This window comes from Kallipyga massiliensis ph2 (genome assembly GCF_000311985.1).
GTDB lineage: Bacteria > Bacillota > Clostridia > Tissierellales > Peptoniphilaceae > Kallipyga > Kallipyga massiliensis.
This window is the reverse complement of record NZ_HE978585.1, coordinates 1,438,259-1,460,126: the sequence shown is the minus strand read 5'-3', so window position 1 is coordinate 1,460,126 and position 21,868 is coordinate 1,438,259. Positions and strand designations below refer to the sequence as shown.

General features: G+C 55.5%; 17 protein-coding genes. 15 read left to right on the top strand and 2 right to left on the bottom strand.

Annotated elements, in window-relative coordinates; all coding sequences use genetic code 11:
- Positions 1–100 precede the first annotated feature (100 nt).
- Positions 101–1,315 (top strand): peptidase T, encoded by a 1,215-nt coding sequence (gene pepT, locus HGKM_RS06635; RefSeq protein ID WP_019134556.1) that lies wholly within the window; start codon positions 101–103, stop codon positions 1,313–1,315.
- On the opposite strand, the gene HGKM_RS06630 is transcribed toward pepT, so the two are convergent.
- A complete protein-coding gene (locus tag HGKM_RS06630; RefSeq protein ID WP_245550613.1) occupies positions 1,312–1,794 on the bottom strand; it encodes a tRNA (cytidine(34)-2'-O)-methyltransferase in 483 nt (160 codons plus the stop codon). The genes pepT and HGKM_RS06630 overlap by 4 nt on opposite strands.
- Positions 1,795–1,863: 69 nt before the next feature.
- On the opposite strand from HGKM_RS06630, the gene HGKM_RS06625 reads away from it, so the two are divergent.
- The 7 genes from HGKM_RS06625 (at position 1,864) to HGKM_RS06590 (ending at position 13,298) form a co-directional block, all read left to right on the top strand.
- Complete coding sequence (locus tag HGKM_RS06625; protein ID WP_019134554.1) at positions 1,864–4,545, top strand: translation factor GTPase family protein; 2,682 nt, start codon at positions 1,864–1,866, stop codon at positions 4,543–4,545.
- A gap of 11 nt (positions 4,546–4,556) precedes the next feature.
- A complete protein-coding gene (locus HGKM_RS06620; RefSeq protein WP_019134553.1) occupies positions 4,557–5,213 on the top strand; it encodes a hypothetical protein in 657 nt (218 codons plus the stop codon).
- Positions 5,210–7,054: a DUF1538 domain-containing protein gene (locus tag HGKM_RS06615; RefSeq protein WP_019134552.1), complete on the top strand. Its 1,845-nt coding sequence runs from the start codon at positions 5,210–5,212 to the stop codon at positions 7,052–7,054. The genes HGKM_RS06620 and HGKM_RS06615 overlap by 4 nt, the downstream gene beginning before the upstream one ends.
- Positions 7,055–7,057: 3 nt before the next feature.
- A complete protein-coding gene (locus tag HGKM_RS08315; RefSeq protein WP_019134551.1) occupies positions 7,058–8,236 on the top strand; it encodes a metallophosphoesterase family protein in 1,179 nt (392 codons plus the stop codon).
- Positions 8,230–10,251 carry an ATP-binding protein gene (locus HGKM_RS06600; protein ID WP_019134550.1) on the top strand — a complete coding sequence of 674 codons (2,022 nt, stop codon included), beginning with the start codon at positions 8,230–8,232 and terminating at the stop codon, positions 10,249–10,251. The genes HGKM_RS08315 and HGKM_RS06600 overlap by 7 nt, the downstream gene beginning before the upstream one ends.
- A gap of 106 nt (positions 10,252–10,357) precedes the next feature.
- Positions 10,358–13,024, top strand: coding sequence for a heavy metal translocating P-type ATPase (locus HGKM_RS06595; protein WP_019134549.1), 2,667 nt, complete (start codon positions 10,358–10,360; stop codon positions 13,022–13,024).
- Position 13,025: 1 nt separating this feature from the next.
- Complete coding sequence (locus HGKM_RS06590) at positions 13,026–13,298, top strand: metal-sensing transcriptional repressor (RefSeq protein WP_019134548.1); 273 nt, start codon at positions 13,026–13,028, stop codon at positions 13,296–13,298.
- Between the two features lie 6 nt (positions 13,299–13,304).
- Here HGKM_RS06590 and HGKM_RS06585 read toward each other — a convergent pair whose 3' ends face one another.
- Positions 13,305–14,171, bottom strand: coding sequence for a radical SAM protein (locus tag HGKM_RS06585; protein WP_019134547.1), 867 nt, complete (start codon positions 14,169–14,171; stop codon positions 13,305–13,307).
- 118 nt (positions 14,172–14,289) lie between these two features.
- On the opposite strand from HGKM_RS06585, the gene HGKM_RS06580 reads away from it, so the two are divergent.
- The 7 genes from HGKM_RS06580 to cdd all read left to right on the top strand — a co-directional run bounded on the left by HGKM_RS06580 (position 14,290) and on the right by cdd (position 21,714).
- Positions 14,290–15,480 carry an iron-containing alcohol dehydrogenase gene (locus tag HGKM_RS06580; RefSeq protein WP_019134546.1) on the top strand — a complete coding sequence of 397 codons (1,191 nt, stop codon included), beginning with the start codon at positions 14,290–14,292 and terminating at the stop codon, positions 15,478–15,480.
- Positions 15,481–15,623: 143 nt separating this feature from the next.
- Complete coding sequence (locus HGKM_RS06575) at positions 15,624–16,517, top strand: Fic family protein (protein WP_019134545.1); 894 nt, start codon at positions 15,624–15,626, stop codon at positions 16,515–16,517.
- A 147-nt stretch (positions 16,518–16,664) separates the two neighbouring features.
- Positions 16,665–17,603 carry a metallophosphoesterase gene (locus HGKM_RS06570; protein WP_019134544.1) on the top strand — a complete coding sequence of 313 codons (939 nt, stop codon included), beginning with the start codon at positions 16,665–16,667 and terminating at the stop codon, positions 17,601–17,603.
- A gap of 31 nt (positions 17,604–17,634) precedes the next feature.
- The gene (locus HGKM_RS06565) at positions 17,635–18,036 is read left to right on the top strand and encodes a hypothetical protein (protein ID WP_019134543.1); all 402 of its coding nucleotides are present in this window, start codon (positions 17,635–17,637) and stop codon (positions 18,034–18,036) included.
- A gap of 19 nt (positions 18,037–18,055) precedes the next feature.
- Complete coding sequence (locus tag HGKM_RS06560) at positions 18,056–19,939, top strand: acyltransferase family protein (protein WP_019134542.1); 1,884 nt, start codon at positions 18,056–18,058, stop codon at positions 19,937–19,939.
- A gap of 10 nt (positions 19,940–19,949) precedes the next feature.
- Complete coding sequence (locus HGKM_RS06555; protein WP_019134541.1) at positions 19,950–21,293, top strand: thymidine phosphorylase; 1,344 nt, start codon at positions 19,950–19,952, stop codon at positions 21,291–21,293.
- Positions 21,274–21,714, top strand: a complete 441-nt coding sequence (gene cdd, locus HGKM_RS06550) for a cytidine deaminase (protein WP_019134540.1) — start codon at positions 21,274–21,276, stop codon at positions 21,712–21,714. The genes HGKM_RS06555 and cdd overlap by 20 nt, the downstream gene beginning before the upstream one ends.
- Positions 21,715–21,868: the final 154 nt, after the last annotated feature.

Genomic DNA, 21,868 nt, shown 5'->3' with positions numbered 1-21,868 from the left:
AAAAAGGGAGGATAGAAGATGGTATAATAGACCATTGGATCGTTTTGTTTGTGTTTTATCGACCTGGTTAAGGCCGGGATAAAGAATAGAAGGAGAAAAAATGAAAAGTTTGGAAGAGAGGCTGAGAAAATATATTTCCTTCGACACCATGTCGGATGAGGAGTCGGAAACCTGCCCATCAACGGAAGGACAGCGGGTCCTGGGACAGGCCCTGGTTGAGGAGCTCAAGGACCTGGGACTAAAGGATGTCATCCGGGATCCCAACGGTTATGTTTACGGGAGCCTGGCCGGAAATGTGGACGGTGTCCCTGCGATCGGCTTGATTGCCCATATGGATACCTCGCCGGAAGCCCCGGGAAAGGTGGATGATCCCCAGGTCCTCCTCTATGAAGGAGGGACCATCCCCTTGAATGACAAGAAATCCCTGAGCCCGGAGGACTTCCCCTTCCTCAAGGACCTGGTGGGCCAGACCCTCATGACCACCAGGGGGGATACTCTTTTGGGGGCTGATGATAAGGCGGGGATTGCCATCATCATGTATGTTTTGGACACCCTGGTCCAGGACCCCTCCATCCCTCATGGTCCGGTCAAGGTGGCCTTCACCCCGGATGAAGAGATCGGGCGAGGGGCGGACAAGTTTGATGTCCAGGCCTTTGGTGCAGACTTTGCTTTTACCATCGACGGGGGAGAAATGCCCGGCTTTGAATATGAGACCTTCAACGCTGCATCCGCCAAGCTGGAGGTGGAGGGGAAGAATGTCCACCCGGGTTCAGCCAAGGGGACCATGGTTTCCGCAGCGGAGATTGCCCAGGAATTCCACAGCCTCCTTCCGGCAGAAAAAAAGCCCCAGTACACCGAGGGGCGGGAGGGCTTTATCCACCTCCTTCATATGGAGGGGACAGTGGACCATGCCAAGATGGACTACATCATCCGGGACCACGACCGGGTGGCCTTCCAAGCCTTGAAGGAGGTCATGGAAGGGGCTTTGGCCTATATCAACAAGAAACACGGTCCGGTGGCCCGGCTGGAAATCAAAGATAGCTATTATAATATGCGGGAAAAAGTGGAGGAACACCCGGAGATCATCACCCTGGTCAAGCGGGCCTTTGCCAAGGTCGGCCTGGAGCCGGAGATTGTCCCCGTTCGAGGAGGGACTGACGGAGCGGGCCTGTCCTTCAAGGGCCTTCCCACCCCCAACCTCTTCACCGGGGGCTACAACTATCACGGGGTCTACGAATTCATTTCCCTGGACCAGATGGCCCGGTCAGCCGATGTCGTCCTCTCCATCCTCCAGGAAAATACCCGGAAGAACTAGTGTAGGCCCGGGTAGCCCTGCTGGCGGAGAGCTTCATAAAGGGCAATGGCCACGGCATTGGAGAGGTTGAGGGATCTTTCCGTCTTCCGCATGGGGATTCGTACAACCTTGTCAGCATGGCGGTCCAGGAAGTCCTGGGGGAGGCCATGGGATTCGGAGCCGAAGATGAGGAGGACGGGACCATCGACCTCCATCTGGCCCAGGGTCCGGTCAGTGGTGGATTCGAAGATGAGGACCCGGTAGCCCTCTTCTTCCATCCGGATCATGGCTTTCTCGAAATCCTCCAGGCTGTCCCAGGTGGTCAGGTCGACCTGGGGCCAGTAGTCCATTCCGGCCTTTTTGATGAGCTTGGAGGTCAATTGAAAGCCCAAGGGCCGGACCAGGCCCAGGCGACTATCGGAAACGACACAGGTCCTGGCCACATTCCCTGTATTATAGGGGATTTCCGGTTGGACCAGGACAATCATATTTTTATTCACAGGATACCTTCTTCCTTTTTTTCTTTATGATACCGCAAAGGGGAGAAGGAAAGAAGGAAAGGAGGAAGGATGACGGCACCAACGACCATAGGGATCTTTGCCCATGTGGATGCAGGGAAAACAACCTTAGCCGAAGCCATCCTCCAACAGAGCGGGGCCGTGAATAGGGCCGGAAGGGTGGATGAGGGAACCACGGTCATGGATACGGATGACCTCGAACGGAAACGGGGGATCACCATCTATGCCCGGACGGCCTCCTTTTTCTTAGAAACCGGAGAAGGTCGGCGGGAGTTCATCCTCGTGGACACCCCGGGCCACCGGGACTTCGCCCCGGAAGCGGAGAGGACCCTCCCCATCCTGGACGGGGCCATCCTGGTCATCGACGGGGGAGATGGGCCGGTAGGCTATACCAAGACCCTCTGGGACCTCCTCTCCCGGGCAAATATTCCGGTTTTTCTCTTCGTCAACAAGATGGAACGGCCCGGTTTGGATGCCGGTGCAATCATGGACCAGGTCCTTGAACGCCTGACCGAAAAGGCCGTGGACTTTACGGCTCCGGTCCCCGACCGGATGGAAGCCTTGGCCATGGCCGATCCCGGCCTCATGAAGACCTACTTTTCCATCGACACCATCCCTAACGGAGATATTCGGGCCTCCATCCAGGCCCGGAAGGTCTTTCCGGTTATTTTCGGATCGGCCCTGGAAGGGGAGGGGGTAGGCCGGCTCCTGGATTGGATGGGAGAAAGCCTGACTCCCCATCTCGGTCAGGGTCGCTTCCAGGCCATCTGCTACAAGATCGGTTACGATGGGTCCAGTCGCCTAAGCCAGGTCAGGATTCTATCAGGAAAACTCAAGGTCAAGCAGGACTTTGACGGAGAGAAGGTCCATGAAATCCGCCGCTACCAGGGGGCGGTTTATGACCCGGTCCAGGAGGCGGGACCCGGTCAGGTGGTTTCCCTGGTTGGTCCCCAAAAGACTCGGGCCGGAAGCCGGATCGGGGGAGGCCCCCTTCCCCAGGCTTCCATTCGCCCAGTCCTTCAATACCGGGTGGAGAGGACCGACCAAGGCCCTGAGGAAGACCTCCTCCAGGCCCTGAAAGTCCTGAATGAAGAGATGCCGGAACTGGGTGTCCGCTATGACCCCAAGATCCGGGAGGTCATGGTCCATGCCATGGGCCCGGTCATCCTGGAGATCATTGAAGACCGACTGGCCCGAGAGGGGATCCCCATCCGAGTCAGCCCGGGCCGGATTCTTTTCAAGGAGAGCATTCGCAAGAGCGTCCTGGGTTTGGGCCACTTCGAGCCCCTCAGGCACTATGCGGAGGTTCATCTTCTCCTGGAGCCGGGGGAAGCCAATTCCGGCATTCGCTTTTTGTCCGAAGATCACCGAGGGGGAACCACGGACGCCCAATTGGCCACGGTCAGGGAGACCCTGGCCCAGCCCATCCCCGGTGTCCTGGCCGGGGCGGAAACGACGGACATCCGGGTCAGCCTCCGGGCCATCAAGACCGGAGCCCACACCTCCGCCGGGGACCTGCCCGAAGCCGTCCGGCGGGCCTTCCGACAGGGGCTCATGCAGGCGGAATCCGTCCTTTTGGAGCCCATGATCGCCTTTGACCTGGACCTGCCCTTTGACTGGTTGGGGAGAATCCTCCAGGAATTGACCAGGCTGGGGGTTGAGGGGGTGGACCAAGAAAGCCGGGACGGTCGGGTTTACTTCCGTGGTCGGGGCCGGCTCCGTCTCCTCCAGGACTTTTTCGACAACCTTCCCGCCATGACAGGTGGCCAGGCTGTCCTCCACCTGGAGGACGGGGGCTATGAGGAGATGGATCCGGAAGAGGGAGAAGTTCTCCTTGATGAGTTGGATTATGACCCTCTCAAGGACCCCCTCTTTCCTCCCTCCTCCATCTTTTGCCGCCATGGGGCCGGCTTGGCTGTTCCCTGGGACCAAGTGGCGGATTGGGTCCACCTGCCTGTGGAAGGACTCGGGGAGGATGAGGCGGAAGAAGAGCTTCCGGTACAGGGACTTAGGCGGTCTCCCCAGGAGCAGGTCTGGTCCTTATCCAAGGGCGAGGCTGACCGGATCTTCCGGGAAACCTTCTATGCCAACGCCAATTCCAAAAAGGAGGCCAAACGGCGGGAGGTCCGGGCTCGGGACAAGGTCCGGCGGGGGGAAAAAGACCGGAAGGTCGGGAAAGGGGACTCCATCCCGGCTTCCGGGCCCAAGAACCCCCGAGAAGCCAATCCGGATTTTCGGGGAGAGGCCTGGCTTTTGGTTGATGGGTATAATATCATCCATGCCTGGCCCAACCTCCACTTTGAGGGGGATGAGGGCTTCGAGACCGCCCGAAAGAAGCTGACCGACATCCTCTCCGAGATCCACGCCCTGAGCGGGGAGGAAGTCATCCTGGTTTTTGACGCCTACCGGGTAAAAGGGGGCCTCCGTCGCCATGAGGAGAGGGGAGGCATCCACCTCGTCTACACGAAAGAGGCCGAAACGGCTGACCAATATATCGCCGAAATCTCCAGGGAAAAGGCCAAGACCAACCGGGTCCGGGTGGCCACATCCGACGGACCGGTCCAGCTCATCGCCTGGCGGGAAGGGGCCCTCATCCTCTCGGCCCGGGAACTCTACCAAATCTACCGTGATCTGCAAGATGAATCCCATAACCACCATGATCCCGGATTCTACCCCGAACTTACCCACCGGCTGGGGGACTTCCTGGAAGGCCCGCCCGGTGGTTCCAAATAAAGGAGGCAAGCATGAATTACCAATCCATCATGATTTGCATTGTTAATCATGGACAGGCTGAGGAAATGCTCACGGAGCTTAGGCCCTTTAATGTGGCCGGAGGCCTGGTCCTGCAAGGGGAAGGAACCTACCGCAATAAGATTCTTTCGATTTTAGGCTTGGATGAGACCCGGAAGGAAGTCCTCTTTCTTCCTGTGGACAACCACTTTCTCCCGGCCATATTTGCCATGTTCCAGGAACAGTTTAATCTGGATAAAAGACACAAAGGGGTAGCTTTCACCATCCCTATGATCCGGTATAAAGAGGACCGGCTTATTTCCCCCGGCGACCAGGTCGATCCCGGCCAATTTAATGAAGCCTGCCTCTTCGTCATCACCGACCACGGCAAAAGCCGGGATGTCGTCGATTATGCTGAAGAGCTGGGGGTCAAGGGGGGAACCATCATCCACGGTCGGGGAGCCGGCCTTCCCCTTCACCTGGCCTTTGATATCCAGATTACGCCGGAAAAAGACATCGTGTTCATGGTCACCGAAAGCAAAAAATTGCCTTCCCTCCGCAGTCACCTGATTGACCGCCTTCAGTTGGATGAGCGAGGCAACGGGATCCTATTTGCCCTTCCGGTCCTGGACACCGTGGGCTTTTATCAAGAGAAAGGAGGCCGGGCATGAATGAACTTCAAAGCAAGCTCCGGGAAGTCAGCCAGTCCATCCTTCCCATTATTTTTTATGTGGTCTTCTGCAGCCTTGTCTTCGTCCCGGTTGATCCGGCCAACATCTGGCGTTTCCTGGTCGGCTCCTTCTTCCTCTTTATCGGCTTGGCCATCTTCCTCTGGGGGGTTGACCAGTCCATGGCCCCCATCGGGATCCAAATGGCCAAGTTTCTCGCTTCCTCCAAGACTAAGTTTTTCTCCCTGACCTTTGCCTTCCTCCTGGGTTTTCTGATCACGGTTGCCGAACCTGACCTCCTCATCTTAGGCCAGCAGATCGAGGAGGCTTCGTCCGGGGCCATTGTGGCCCGGTTTTTTGTTATCCTGGTTTCGGCCGGCGTGGGACTGATGATTTCTTTTGGTGCGCTCAAAATTCTGATCAACCAGCCCTGGAGAAAGCTTTTTACCCTGGCCTATTTTCTCATTTTTATCCTTGCCTTCTTCGCCAGCAATGAGTTCATTGCCTTTGCCTTTGATGCCTCAGGGGCGACGACAGGCGCCATCACTACCCCCTTCATCCTGGCCATTTCCCTGGGTTTATCCAAGATGAAGGGGGGGAACAGCGAGAACGACTCCTTCGGCCTGGTTGGGACCATGTCGGCCGGCCCCATCATCGCCACCCTCCTCTATTCCGCCTTCCTTGGCTCTTCCACAAGAATGGAGGGAGCCCCTCTGGTCATCGAGGAGAAGGGGGTATCCGCTGTCTTCGGGGCCCTGGGCCATCTCTTCACGGAGTCCCTTCTGGCCCTCCTCCCCATCGCCATCCTCTTTTTCTTCCTCAATTTTGTCCGCTTCAAGCTTAACAAAAGGGAGATCATCACTATCGTCCGCGGTCTCATCTACTCCCTGATCGGCCTGACCTTTTTCCTGGCCGGAGCCAATGAGGGCTTCATGGACATGGGAAAAATCCTGGGCACAGGTCTGGTGAAGCAAGGCCCGGTCGTCCTGGTCATCCTCTCCTTTATTTTGGGTTACCTGGTCGTTTCAGCGGAGCCGGCTGTCCTGGTCCTGGGCAAGCAGGTGGAAGAGGTGACGGGGGGCTACCTGAATGCGAAAATTATGGGGCGGACCCTCTCCATCGGGGTGGGGATCGCCGTCGCCTTATCCACCCTACGGATTGTCCTTCCTTCCCTGGAAATCTGGCATATCCTTCTTCCCGGCTTCGCCCTAGCCATCGCCCTCTCCTGGTATGTCGATGACCTCTTTGTCGGTATCGCCTTCGACGCCGGTGGAGTAGCTTCGGGGCCTATGGCTGCCACCTTTGTGCTTTCCTTTGCCCAGGGGATTGCCAACGACTGGCCCACGGCCAACATTCTTTCTGACGGTTTTGGGATCATTGCCCTTATCGCCATGACCCCCGTCATTTCCATCCTTATCGTTGGCGCCCTGGTTAAGGTCCAGTCCAAGTCGGAAAAGACGCAAGATAGGGAACTGGCTGAGCCCCGGCCCATCCGGACCCTTCCGGCCCTGGAAGAAGGGCCCAAATTCTATGACCTCCTGGTGGTCACCTTGCCCCATGGCGGAGCCGACCGCCTGGTTGAAGTCGCCCGTAATCTGGGGGCGACCGGGGCAACCATCCTCCACGGCCGTGATGAAAGAGGCAAGCAGTGGGCCAAATATCGCTTGGCCTTAGACCCACAGAGAGACTTCGTATGGTTCCTGGTCGAATCGGACCGGTCGGATGCTCTGGCGGATTCCCTGACCAAGGAAGTCATATTGGGTGAGGCCCCTAGGGTGATTATCCTCCCGGTCCACTCCGAGGCCGGTCTTTCGGCCTTCGGGTCCATGCCGGATGAGGACTAGGCCATGAGCCGGATTCGCCTGGCCCATACGGCCGACCTCCACCTGGGCCAGGACCTCCCTTTCCTGGGACCAGCCGGCCCCCGGAGGGCCCAGGAAAAGATCCGGGCCTTCCGAGACCTCCTGGCCATCTGCCGGGATGAAGGGGTCCAGGTCCTCCTGATCGCCGGTGACTTTCTGGAGGGAAGCCCGCCCCAATCCCTGGTCCGGACCATCAGCCAATACATGGAGGAGGCCGGCTTTTTGATTTTTATTTCCCCGGGCAACCACGACTACATGAGCCTGGATTCTCCCTATGGTCTTTTCCCCTGGCCGGACAATGTCCATATTTTTCAAGGTCCTCCTGAACGGATGGACTTTCCCGACTTGAAACTTTCGGTCTATGGGGCGGCCTTCCCTTCCGCCCAGCTTTTCCGTCCCCTCTTTGAAGAGAAGGATTGGGCCCGTTTGCCTGGCCAAGCTCCGGCAGATGATCCGGATTGGGTCCATATTGCCCTTATGCACGGGGACCTGGTCCAAGGGGACCGGCCCTCCCTCTACCAGCCCATCCGCCCCTCCTCATGGCCCAGGGGCCTCTTGTCCTATGTGGGTCTGGGCCATATCCACAAGCCCTCACCGGTTCAAAAGCTGGGTAAGACTTCTTTTGCCTATTCCGGGACCCCCATGACATCTTCCTTTTCCAACCCGGGGCCCCAGGGCTTTTACCTGGGCTGGGTGGACTCCCAGGGAGCCAAGATGGATCGGCGGATCCTGCCCGGACCGGTATTTCTTGAAGAGGAAGTGGACCTCTCGGACTGTCGAACCCGGGAGGACCTGGACGACCTCCTCTTCCGAAGGCTCAGTCGCTACCCGGATTACCGAAAGAATTATTACCGAGTCTACCTTGTGGGTAAGCGGTCCGAGGGTTTGCACGTTAATGCAGGGGATCTGGAAAAGTCTCTAGGGGAGGACCTGTCCTACCTGGAAGTGGTCGACCGGTCATCCCCGGCCCTGGACCCCCATCTCTTGGTCGAAGAGAAATCCCCGGAGGGGGACTTCACCCGGTCCCTCCTGGACTTGGCCGGAAAGGAAATTGGGGATCTTGAGGAGGGGGGAGACGGAAAATTCAGGGAAGATCGGGTCCTCCGCCTGGCCTGGAAGCTGGGCCTGGAGGCCATTCAAAAGGAAAGGGATCAGACATGGTGATTCAATCCATCCAGCTTTGGGCCTTCGGCCAAATCAGAGAAGAGTCATGGACCTTTTCTCCCGGATTCCAGGTCATTTATGGGGAGAATGAGTCGGGCAAAACCACCCTCATGGATGCCTTCCAGATGGCCTTCTATGGGTCGGACCGTCGGACAGAGGACCCCCGGACCAACCTGCGAAAGCGCTATCTCTCCGACCGGGAGGGGGAAAGCCGGGTCCAGGTCCGCCTCCGAACCAGGGCAGGAAAGTCCCTCCGATTGGACCGGACCTTTGGAAGGACCCAGGCCAGGGACCGGGTCAGCCTCATCGATGAGGAGACCGGCAAAGAGATTCCCCTGGAAAGGAGCCAAGAACCGGGGGCCTTCCTTTTCGATATGGATGCGGAGACCTTCCGGAGGACCCTCTTCATCGACTCCGGAGCCGGGCCCATGGCCTCCAATCGAGGAAGGGATAGCCTCCAGGAAAAAATAGGCCGAATGGCCTCATCCGGACAGGAGGACCTTTCCCTCTCAGCCGTCGTTAAAAGCCTGGAAGAGGAGGCCGGATCTCTCCGGTCAAAATCGGGCCACCGGGGTCTTTTGGTGGACTTGGAGAAGGAAAGGGACCGGCTCATGGAGGAGAAGGGTCGGGCAGTCCGGAGGGAGGAAGAGGAAGCGGACTTGGCCCGAAGGCTGGCATCCTTGAAGGCTCATGCGGGAAGGATCAGGGAGGAGGCCGGTAGGGAGAAGTCATCCGACCTGGCCCAAATGGCAAAAAAACAAGAGGAAAATAGGGGTAAGGAGGAGGTCCTCCAGGATTCGATCAAGCGCCTGGAAAGGGACCGTCAATCGCTTTTGGAGGAGAAGAACCAAAAGGAAGGCAAGCTTTCCTTCATGGAGTCCTCCCTTGGTCAGGACAAGGGGGAAGGGGAGGATCTCGCACAACTTAGGGCCCGCTACCGGGAAATCCTGGATGAGGGCCAGGATCCACAGCCTTCTTCCTTAGGCCTGCCGGCATGGATATGCCTTGTCCTGGCCGGACTTTCTGTCCTTCTTTCTTTCCCATTAGAATCCTTCCGTATCTCCTTTATCCTCCTCAGCCTGGCAAGCCTGGGCGCCTTCCTCCATTTCTTCCGGGAGAGAAAAAAAGACTGGAAAACTCATCAGGTCAAACAGAAGAAAGCTTTGGAGGAGATGGTGGCCCTCCAGGACCGGATCCTGGCCCTGGAAAAGGGGACCGGGCCTTCAGTAAACGAAGAGGAGAGGGCATTGGAGGAGATTCGGGTCCTAGGGGCAGAGGTCTGGGACCTGGCTGACCGCCTTCGGGACCTGGAGGACGCTTTGGACCGGGCCCGGACCCAACTGGATGGGGTCAGAAGGGAGGGACAGGACCTCCGGGAAAGGGCCATACGGAGGGAAGGAAACCGGACCTCTTTAGAAGAAGAGCGGATCCGGGAAGAGGTCCGCCAAATGGAGGCGGAAATCCGAGCCCGCTATGGCTTGGAAGAAAGGGCAGAAAGTATCCAGGTCAAGATCAAAAGGCTGGAAGAGAGATTGGCTGGCCTGGAAGAAAGACGGGAAGCCTTAGACCTGGCCCGTCGGGCCTTTCTGGCTGCGGATGAGGACCGGAGGCGGAGGTTGGGACCCGGCCTCCAGCGGAGGACCCTGGACATCCTTGACCAAGTGGCTCCGGGCCGCTTCGAGAGCCTGGGCCTGGACGACCGCTTCCATTTGAGCCTGGAGGACCGAGAGGACCGGACCTACTATGATTGGCGGGCCCTTTCCCTGGGAACAGGAGACCAGGCCTACTTCAGCCTCCGCCTGGCCTTGGTGGAGTCCCTGGAGGGGGAGGATCCCTGGCCCCTTTTTATGGATGACCCCTTTGTCCACTATGATGACACCAGGGCGGAGGCCGGTCTTTCCTTCCTGACCCGGGACTCCCGTCAGAATAACCGCCAGATCTTCTACTTCACCTGCCATGGTCGGATCCTGGACCGGGCTCGAAGCGAAGAGAAAATCCATATCCACTACTTATGAGAGAGGACGCTCCGGCGTCCTTTTTCTTTGCCCCTAGTCCTGGACAAATACCCAATAGGGGTATATAGTATATGTAGAATGAATAATGAAAAGAAGGAGTCTTCTTATGAATACGATGAAAAAAGCAGAGAAAAAACAGGCGTTCGACGTCCGGGGGATGACCTGTGCCGCCTGCGAACAGGCGGTCACCAAGGCAGTCTCCAAGTTGGATGGGGTATACCAGGTCCGGGTCTCCCTCATGACCAATTCCATGGAGGTGGACTATGACCCGGACAAACTGACGGATACGACCATCGAAGAAGCGGTAGCCAAGGCCGGTTACCAAGCTGAGGTCAGGGAAGAAAAAAGAGGATCTAACAAGGAGAAAAAGAAGGACATGGGCCAGGCCATTTTCAAAGACCAGGCCAGGGACATGGCCTTCCGTCTCAAGGTCTCCATCCCCTTCCTACTCATCCTCATGTATTTTTCCATGGGTCCCATGGTGGGGGCCCCCCTTCCCGCCTGGATGGAAGGGGTGGAAGGGTCGGTGGCCTTCGCCCTGACCCAGATGATCTTGACCCTCCCCGTCCTCATCGTCAATCGGACCTACTTCATCCACGGCTTCCGGTCTCTCTTTTCAGGGGCCCCCAATATGGATGCCCTAATCGCCATTGGGGCCACAGCTTCCTTTAGCTATGGCGTATTTGCCCTCTACCGGATGGCCTACGGCCTGGGTTTCAACCGGCCCGACCTGGTCCATACCTACCTTCACGACCTCTACTTTGAATCCGCCTCCATGATCTTCACCCTGATTACCCTGGGCAAGTACCTGGAGGTCCGGTCCAAGATGAAGACCAGCCGGTCCATTGAAGCCCTCATGGACCTCCAGGCGGAGACCGCCACTGTGGTGGAGGACGGTCAGGAGAAGGTCCTCCCCATTGAAGAAGTAATCCTGGGCATGGTGGTCAAGGTCCGGCCTGGCGAGCGTATCCCCCTGGACGGGCGGATCATCGAGGGGAGGACCTCGGTGGATGAGTCCGTTATTACCGGGGAGTCCATACCGGTGGCCAAGGAAGTGGGGGACAAAGTAACCGGGGCCACCATGAACAAGCTGGGCTCCTTCCTCTTTGAAACGACTGCGGTCGGGGAAGATACCACTCTTTCTAAAATCATCGACCTGGTCCGTGATGCCAATGCCTCTAAGGCCCCCATCCAGTCCCTAGCCGACCGGATTGCCGGCATTTTTGTCCCGGCCGTTATCGCCATCGCCCTGGTGACCTTTATCGGATGGAACCTGGCCGGTCAGGGGATGGAATTTGCCCTCCGGACAGCCATCTCCGTCCTGGTCATTTCCTGCCCCTGTGCTCTGGGCCTGGCCACCCCGGTTGTGATAATGGTAGCTACAGGAAAGGGGGCGGAAAACGGCCTCCTGATCAAGTCCGCTGAGTCCCTGGAGGTCCTCCAGGAAGTCCAGCTGGTCGCTCTGGATAAAACCGGGACCTTAACTGAGGGCCGGCCCAGGGTAACCGATATTCTGGTTCATGGAGGGGAGGATCATGCAAGTCCGGAAGAGAAGGGGAGGGCCCTCTTGGCCCTGGCCGCTTCCCTGGAAGCCGGGTCGGAACAGCCCCTGGCCGAAGCCATTTTGAAGGCGGCGGAAGAAGAGGGAGTCAGCTACCGGGATGCCCGAGACTTCGAAGCCCTGGCCGGTCGAGGAATCCAAGGAAGGGTCTCCCTGGAGGATAGCCCTTGGGGCCAAGGCCCGGGTCTGGGCTTGGCCGGCAACCTCCGGCTCATGAAGGAGAAGGGGGTGGTCATTTCTCCAGATGTTCAGGCCCAGGCTGAAGACCTGGCCGGCCAGGGGAAGACCCCCATGTACTTTGCCTTGGACGGTCACCTGGTCGGCCTGGTTGCCGCCCAGGATCCGGTGAAAATGACTTCTCGGGAGGCTATCCGGGCTATGGAAGAGAGGGGACTGGACCCCATCATGGTAACCGGAGACCATGCCATGACGGCCCGAGCTATGGCCCGGAACCTGGGCATGGACCATGTGGAAGCTGAAGTTCTGCCCGGCGACAAGGATGCCATCATCCGGAAGTACCAGGACCGGGGAAAGAAGGTGGCCATGGTAGGGGACGGGATTAACGATGCTCCCGCCCTGGTCCGGGCGGAGGTCGGGATCGCCATAGGAGCCGGCACCGATGTGGCCGTGGAGTCGGCGGATATCGTCCTTGTCCGGTCGGACCTCCGGGACGTGGTCGCCGCCTATGACCTCTCCCACAAGACTATGGCCAAGATCAAGCAGAACCTCTTCTGGGCCTTCTTTTACAACGTCATCTGTATTCCTCTGGCGGCCGGCTTGCTCTATCCCGCCTTCGGGATCACCTTGAACCCCATGATTGCGGCGGCAGCTATGTCCTTTTCCTCCGTATTCGTGGTCATGAATGCCCTCCATCTCCGGACCTTTTCCTTCCACCATGAGGGACAAGAAGTTGAAGAGGACAAGGGGGGACAGCCTATCACCTATGGGATTTTAAAGGAAGCTGGTTTGAGAGAAGAAGAAAAGAAAGGGAATAAGGAGGAAAAAATGGAAAAAGTGCTGAAGATTGAAGGAATGTCCTGTGCCCACTGCCAAAAGCGGGTAGAAGATGCCCTCAACCGCTTGGAAGGGGTGGAGGCCAAGGTAGACCTGGAGGCCGGCCTGGCCCGGGTCAAGGGTGATCATCTGGACCTTGAAGCCATGAACAAGGCCGTGGAAGATGCGGGCTATGAGATGACGGGAGTTGTGGAATAAGATGCAGGCGGATAAAAAAAAGATCCTCAGACGGCTGAGGATCATCGAAGGCCAGGTCAAGGGGGTCATCGATATGGTGGAGGAAGACCGCTACTGCATCGACATCTCCAACCAGATCATGGCCATCAGCCAGGCCCTTAAGGGGGTCAACCGGGGGGTCCTCTCCGCCCACCTCCACCACTGCGTCCTGGATTCCATGGAATCCAAAGATACCGACCAGGTGGAGGAGAAGCTGGAGGAGATCAACCAGGTGATTGCCAAACTGTCGAAATAATCTGACCTAGAGGTTCCTCCAGTAATTGGGCCGGTAGGCGGAATAGGCAACAGCCTGGTCGATCTGAGCCAGCATGGTCTCCCTGTCCCGGTTGAGGGTTCCGGCAATGGAAACGGGGTTGGAGGCGTGGTTGGACCGAAAAACGGTTCCCGGGGAGTCCACTTGTTCTATAAATTCCCGCATCTCAGCCATCTTTTCATCATCGTTGATTTCGTAGAAGCGGCCTGCCTTTACCTCATCGTAAAGGGGGGCTCCGGGGCTGAGGTGGAGGCTGAGGAAGGCCACATAGTCGGGTTGGGACCGGTTGATGGCTTGGATGCAGCCTTGGATGTGGTCTTCCCTTTTTTCCAACTGACCCAGGCCCAGGATCATGGTGACCGAGGTCTTGATGCCGGCTTTTTTCGCCTTGAGGATGGCGGCAACGTAATCGTCCTGGGTCATATCCTTGGAAATCTCCCGGAGGACCTCATCCGACCCCGACTCCAAGCCTACATAGACCATGTCCAATCCGGCTTCCTTTAGGGACTGAAGTTCCTCATCGGACTTCCGGAGGATGTCCTGGGCCGTGGCATAGGAGGTCACCCTCTCCAGCTTGGGATAGAGGTCATAGGCCATATGGAGGATTTCCAGGAGGCGGTTGGTGGGAACAACCAGAGCATCACCGTCCGCCAGAAAGATCCGGCGGATTCCTGGGTAGGGGAGGGCCATCTCCCGGAGGTCGCCTAAGATTTCTTCCTGTTTTCGGATGAAAAAACGGTCGTCCTTATACATGGAGCAGAAGGTGCAGGTGTTGTGGGCGCAGCCCACCGTCACCTGGATGATGAGGGAGTAGGCCTCCGAAGGAGGTCGAAAGACATTGCCGATATATTCCATAGAATTCTCACTTTCTAGACGGACTTCGTTCTTCCTCTATCCTACCAAATAAATCATGAAGTAGTGAGGGTGACGCTTTTGGGGTAAGTAGAAAGGAGTGAAGAAAAAAGGAGGACATATGAGAGATTTTGAATTTCATCTGCCAACAAAAATTCTATTTGGGAAACATGAGCTGGACCACCTGGGCCAGGAAATCCGTGAAAACGGAGGAAGCAAGGTTCTTCTCGCCTATGGTGGCGGGTCCATCAAGAAAAACGGGATCTATGACCGGGTTGTCCAAGCCTTGGATAAGGCCCAAATCCCCTATGAGGAATTGGGCGGGATCCAGCCCAATCCCAGGGTGGATTCGGCAAGAGAGGGAGTCAAGCTGGTGAAGGAAAAGGGCTTGGACTTCATCCTGGCGGTAGGCGGTGGGTCCACCATCGACTGCGCCAAGCTGATTGCTGCCGGTGCATTGACCCAGGCTGACCCCTGGGACCTGGTCATTGGCAAAGCCCCCATCGAAAAAGCCCTTCCCCTGGGTACGGTCCTCACCCTTTCCGCAACCGGATCGGAGATGGACGATTCTTCGGTGATCACCAATGAGGAAACAATGGAAAAATTGGGCTGGGCCTCCAGACATGTCCTTCCCCGCTTCTCCTTCATGGACCCCGAATTCACCTATTCAGTCAATGAATGGCATACAGCAGCAGGTACCGCTGATATTATGTCCCACACCATGGAGAACTACTTCTCGGTGAACGATGATGCCTATGTCCAGGACTCCATGGCTGAAGGGATCCTTCGGACCTGCGTGAAATATGGCCCTATCGCCATCAAGGAGCCGGAAAACTATGAAGCCCGGTCCAACCTCATGTGGGCAGGGACCTGGGCCATTAACGGCCTCCTGGATACGGGGAAAACCCAGGCTTGGACCGTCCACCCCATCGAACATGAAATCTCCGCCCAGTATGACATCACCCACGGAGTTGGCTTAGCCATCGTCACACCCCGCTGGATGGCCCACCTCCTATCCGAGGAGACAGCCCCCAAGCTGGCCCGCTTCGGCCGTCAGGTCTTTGGCCTTCAGGGCGATGACGACATGAGCCTGGCCAAGGAAGCCATCCAGACCCTTTATGACTTCTTTAAGGATGAGTTGGGGATCCCCATGACCCTGAAAGAGCTGGACATCGGAGACGACAAGATCGACCGCATGGCCGATGATACCATCCGTCATAAGAACGGCCCCATCCAAGGCTTTATCGAGGTCGACCGGGAGGATGTTAAGGATATCCTCCTCCGTTGCCTGGATGAGGGAGTGGAGAGATAAGGGAAAAAACCAAATACGAACAGAAATTGGGGCTATGCCGGAATGCGACTTGCTTTTGGCATGGCCTCTTTCTATTGTTCCGAGGTACTTCGTATTGTTCTGTCAAAGTGATATAGTAAAGTATAGAAAGGGGGTGAAGGCCTATGGTGATGACCACAAGGGAAGCTGGTGAAAAGTGGGGGATTTCTGAAAGACGAGTCAGGACCTTATGTGCGGAAGGAAAGATTCCGGGGGCTTATCAGGAGGGACGCATTTGGAAGATTCCTTTTCAAGCGGAAAAACCGGCGGATGGGAGGTTCAAGTCGAGTAAGAACCTTCTTGAGCAAATTGACCGAAAGAAAAAGGAGTTGGATGGAAGACGGCCTTTGACGGATGGAGAAGTAGAACGGCTGAATGAGGAGTTTACCGTTGAATACACCTATAACTCCAATGCTATTGAAGGGAATACGCTGACCCTGCGTGAAACGGATCTCGTTCTCCGTGGCTTGACCATTGACCGGAAGCCATTGAAGGACCACATGGAGGCAGTAGGTCACAAGGAGGCTTTTGATTATATCTGTGAACTGGTTCAAGAGAAATCTCCTCTCAGCGAGAAGGTTATCAAGCAGGTTCATTTTCTTGTACTCGCCGATAAAAGACAAGACCGTGGAGTCTATCGGAGGGTTCCTGTTCGTATTTTGGGGGCTCAACATGAGCCTGTCCAGCCCTATTTGATTCAGCCAAAGATGGAGGAACTTCTTTTCGATTATGGAGCAGATCAATCTCATATTGTGACTAAGCTTGCCCGCTTTCATATCGAGTTCGAGCGAATTCATCCATTTATTGATGGGAACGGGCGGACCGGTCGCTTGCTGGTGAATTTAGAGCTAATGAAAGCCGGATATCCACCAATCGACATCAAATTTAAGGATAGGCTTGCCTATTATCAAGCCTTTGATGACTACCATGTCAAACAGAGTGTTTCAGCCATGGAAAAACTCTTTGCCGGCTATCTCAATGAAAGGCTTGAAATGTATTTGAGGATACAAAAAGATTAGGGGAAGACCATTTCTCTTTCATTTTGATCAAAAAATGCTGGAAAATGTTGGTTGATCCTAGCTTGTTGTTGATTCGCATTCCCTGGCCCGATTCGGTATAATATTTTGATAGATCAGTCAACAGTAATAAGCCATGAGGTAGAGAAGATGAAGGAAAGAGATGGACAAAAGAAGGGGAGCCGGGAGAGATTTGACTGGCTTTCTTTTCTTGATAAAAATAAAAAACGAATAAAGATTTTCTTCCTTGTTCTTATTATTCTCTTTTTGGCCCGGTCTTTTTACCGGTCCAACCTCAGCTTTCAGAAAAAGGAATATACCGTTACTTCGCCGGATATTCCCAATTCCTTTAACGGTTTTACCATCTGTCAGCTTTCCGACCTCCACGGCCACCTTTTTGGGGGCCAGGGTGAAGCACTCTTGGAAGCGGTTGAGGAAGGGAAGCCGGATATTATCGTTTTGACGGGGGATGTCATTTCCATCTCGGTCAATGAGCCGGCCAAGGAAGAGAAGGAAAGGCTGGGTCATTTTCTCAAGGCTTTAAGTAATATTGCCCAAACTTTTTTTATCCCCGGCAACCATGAGCTGGGGATGGAAGAGGTCTTTTCCCCCTTTTTCCTGAGTGACCTCTTGAAAGAAGCAGGGATTACCGACCTTTCCAACCGGACTCTTCCCCTCCTTCGGGGAGGAAAGAAAATCTATATTTCCGGTCTTAAGGAAGGTCGCTATTTCTATTCGAACTCGGCGGTCCAGACCCTACCTGTCCATGAATTTCTTGAACGGGGGAGGGATGAGGACTTTCATATCCTTTTGGCCCACAATCCCTTCTATTGGACGGAATATAAGACCTGGGGGGCCGACCTGACCCTTTCCGGCCATGTCCACGGAGGAGGGATCCGTCTTCCCTTGATTGGGGGAGTCTTTTCTCCAGAAGTGGCCTTCTTTCCCAAGTACGACCTGGGCTTATATGAGGATTCGCCCTATACGATGGTGGTATCGGCCGGCCTGGGCAATTCAGGCCTGCCTTTTCGGCTCTTCAATCCGGAAGAATTGGTCTTTGTCCACCTGGAATCCAAATCCATAAAATAATGATGACCTTCTATTCAGAAAAGAGGATCTTATGCGCAATAAAAAGACCGGTCAATTGCGGGGCCAGTTTTGGTCCCTGGCGGTTTCCGCCTTCATTCTGATCATGGCTATGGTGGCCATCCTTCCTATGCGGGGAAAAACCTATTCCAGCTATCGCCTGGACCAGGGTCTGGACCTGGAGGGGAAGCTCGACCTTCCTGAAAAGAATATGGAGGGGGCGGTCAAGAGAAAAGATGGCCCACTCTACGAAGGAAAGCTCATGGAGGGCCACCTCCATGGTCCCGGCAAGGTCACCCTGGAACCGGGAATGGTTTTCGAGGGGGATTTTGACCAGGGAAACATTCAATCCGGAAAAATAAATGTGAATGGGGAGGGGACCTACCTTCTCCAAGAGGACGGGTCTTGGGTCAAACAAGATGCCGAGAAGAAGTAAGAAAAGAGACGCTGATTTTATGACCAAACGCATACAGTGGCTGGACTCCCTCCGAGTCTATGCCTTTGCCCTCGTTGTTATCTACCATCTTGGCTCTTCCTTCCTTCCGGCCGGTTTTTTCGGGGTTAACCTCTTTTTTGCCCTCTCAGGCTTCCTCATTACCGGGAAATTTCTGGATGCTGTCCTCAAGGAAGAGAAAGAATCCTTTTGGATCTTTTTGAAAAAAAGAGGGGGACGCCTCCTGCCCGGCCTGGTCCTCATGTTCCTTGTCACCGGCCTTTTCCTCCTGGTGGCTTCACCGGACCTTCGGGTGGACTATTTCCGGCAATTTGCCGGCGCGTCCGGCTTTATGACCAACTGGTATGAAATCCGGTCCGGCGGCTCCTATGAGGCACAATTCATCCCCCATATCTATGTCCATACCTGGACCCTGGCCATTGAGATGCACTTCTACTTCCTTTGGGGCGGGGCCCTCTATTTGATTGCCCGAGGGGCCAAGAGTCGGGAGGGGAGAAGGAAGTCTCGCCCGGCTAGGGATCAGGTTCAGGTCCGTCTGTCGGTCCTTATTCTTTCTTTGGTCTTCTTTGTCTTACCCCACATCCTGATGATTATCGGATCTTTTCTGGGCTGGTCGACTTCCTTCCTCTATTTTTCAGATTTCACCCGGATGAGCCCCTTTTTTGCCGGCGCTCTGATGGCTTGCCTGACCGGGATGGAGTCGGTGGCCCCTCCTGTCCGAAAGCTGGCGGATGACTTGTCCAAAGGAATTTCATGGGCCCTTTTCCTGGTCCCCCTGGTCCTGATGGCCGTCCTTTCCTTCAACCTATCCTATGAGGACCCTTCCACCTACCGGTGGGGCTTCCTCATGGTTGACCTTCTTTGCTTCCTGGCACTCGGTGGTTGCCGGATCCTGGACCTTCAGTACGATGCCTGGAAGGAAATTCCTCCCATCCACTACCTGGCCCAGGCCTCTTATGGCTTTTACCTCTTTCATTGGCCCATCTATGTGGCCCTTTCGACCACTCCTCTTCCCGGGGGACTGACCATTTTCCTTACCCTGGTTTTGGCCTCCCTCCTTGCCTGGCTCAACCTCAATCTCTGGGAGCCTCTTGTCCTGGGTCGAAAACTGGCTCGGGTTTTCCAAAAGGAAAAAAGGAGAATTACAAACGGAGCCTTTATTTTGGCTATTCTAGGGGTTATTTTGGTCCTTATCCAGGGGATGACGGCCCCTCCGCTGCTTTCCCTGGATAACCAGCTCTGGTCCTCCTCCCTTAACCAGGAGCTGGACCAGGTGGTCGATGAGGGGGAGAAAGTAAAGGAAATGATCGCCCAGGAGAAGCTGGCTGAGCAGCAAAGAAAGGAAGAGGAAGCCATGCTGAAGAAGGCCCGGGCAGAGGGCTTTACCATGGTAGGGGATTCGGTAACCCTGGGAATGAGGAAGGAGATCCTCAAGGCCTTTCCTAAAGCCCAAGTTAACGGCAAGGTTTCCCGCTTCCTCCATCAGGGTCCGGATATCCTTCAGTCCATGGCTAAATCCGGCCACTTAAAAGAGATGGTCGTCATCGGTTTGGGAAACAATGTCTACCCCTCTTTCAAGAAATCCTGTGCGGAAATGATCGACCTCCTGCCATCCGGGTCCCGGATCATCTTTATTAGTCCCTACCAGAGGGATGCCAACAAGACGTCGGATGTCATAAAATATGCCAACTATCTCCCTGAATTGGAGAAGGAATATCCCTTTGTGACCATTGCTGACTGGAACCAGGCGGCCAGGACCCATCCCGACTTCTTCAAGGGGACGGATGGAGTCCACTTTTATGCCCATAAAGATGGGATTCCCCTCTATATCAACACCCTAAAAGAAGCAATCGCCAAGGCCTATAAGAAACCGGCTAAGCCCTAAGGAGGATGATATGTCTCTTGTCGACCTGATCCTAAAAAAAAGAGATGGAAATGAACTGACGGACGGAGAGATAGGAGACTTCGTCAGGGCCGTCAAAGACAAGACCATGGCCGACTACCAAATCTCGGCCATGCTCATGGCCATCTATTTCCGGGGGATGAGTCCCAGGGAGATTGCGACCTTCACCAGGGAGATGGCCCTGTCCGGCGAGACCCTGACCTTCCCCTCCATTAAAGACCCCATTGTGGATAAGCATTCCTCCGGCGGGGTGGGGGATAAGACCTCCCTGGTTATCTCTCCAATTGTGGCGGCATGCGGCCTCCCTATTGCCAAGCTGTCAGGCCGGGGTCTGGGTTTTACCGGGGGGACCATCGACAAGCTGGAATCCATACCCGGCTTCCGAACGGAATTGACCTCTGAGGAATTTACTCATTTTGTTGAAAAGGATGGGATTGCCATTATGGGCCAATCCGCATCCATTGCCCCGGTTGACAAGCTTCTTTACGCCCTACGGGATGTCACCGGAACGGTGGATTCCATCCCCCTCATTGCCGGGTCCATCATGTCCAAAAAGCTGGCCGATGGGTCGGATGCCATTGTCCTGGACGTCAAGTACGGGTCAGGAGCCTTTATGAAAACCACGGACCAGGCGGTGGAATTAGCCAAAGTTATGGTGGGGATCGGGGAGGATAACGGGAAAAACACCATGGCCCTGGTGACCAATATGGACCAGCCCCTGGGCTCTGCCGTGGGGAATAACCTGGAGGTCATGGAGGCGGTTGAAGCCCTCCATGGACAGGGACCGGAGGACTTCCTTCTGGAATGCCGGGCCATTGCCTCCGCCATGCTGGAGCTGGGAGGAAAATCCGAGGAGCCGGATGAAGCGGAGAAAATGGTCAGAGAGGTCATTGATAGCGGGGCAGCTTTTGAAAAATTTAAGACCATGGTAAAGAACCAGGGCGGGGATGTGTCCTTTGTGGAAGACCCCTCCCTCTTCCCCCAGGCTTCTTTTGTCTTGGAGGGGCATTCAGAAAAGGGAGGCTATATCGCCGCCATCAACACCGAAGAGATCGGGAAGGCCTCCCTCCTCTTGGGGGCCGGCCGTGTCCGATTGGAAGACCAGATCGATCCTTCAGTGGGAATCAGGGTCTTCAAAAAGATCGGTGACCGGGTCCGGGAAGGGGACCTTCTCTTTACTGTTCATGCCAATGACCGGACAAGGGGAGAGGCAGGGCTGAAGAAGGCCCTTCAGGCTTATGAAATTGCGGACCATCCTGTCAAAGGAGTGGACCACCCTGTTTTCTGCCGGGTGAAGAGACAAGGAGGAGAAGAAGTTGAAGAAAGAGTCTTATGAGACCTCCGCCTACCGCTATTTGGTGGACCAGGCCATGGAAGCGGTGAAAAGGACCTATTCTCCCTACTCCCACTTTGGGGTGGGGGCAGCCTTGGAGGACCAAGAGGGAAGGATATGGTTGGGCTGTAATATTGAAAATGCGGCCTATGGACCTTCCAACTGTGCAGAGAGGACAGCCATTTTCAAGGCGGTTTCAGAGGGGGTTAACTCTTTTCGCGCCCTGGCTATTGTGGCTCGAAAAGAAGGGGAAGAGGGGATCACCGAGGAAATGACCCCTCCCTGCGGGGTTTGCCGGCAGGTTCTCTCGGAATTCTGTTCACCGGATATGCCGGTTGTCCTGGCTAACCGGTCGGGGGAAATTGAAATTTACCTTCTGGAGGAACTCCTTCCCCTGGCTTTCAAAGGAAAGAATCTCAAATAAGATCAAATTGTCTCAAGCCCTTCCAAAGGATCTCATTGTCCGGAGGAAGGTTTTTTTCACGACGGCCTATGATAGAATATTCCCTGGATAGGTTTTATGCGATCTCTGTCAGAGCTTAACCGTTGCCATGGACAAGCATAGAATCTTGGAAGAC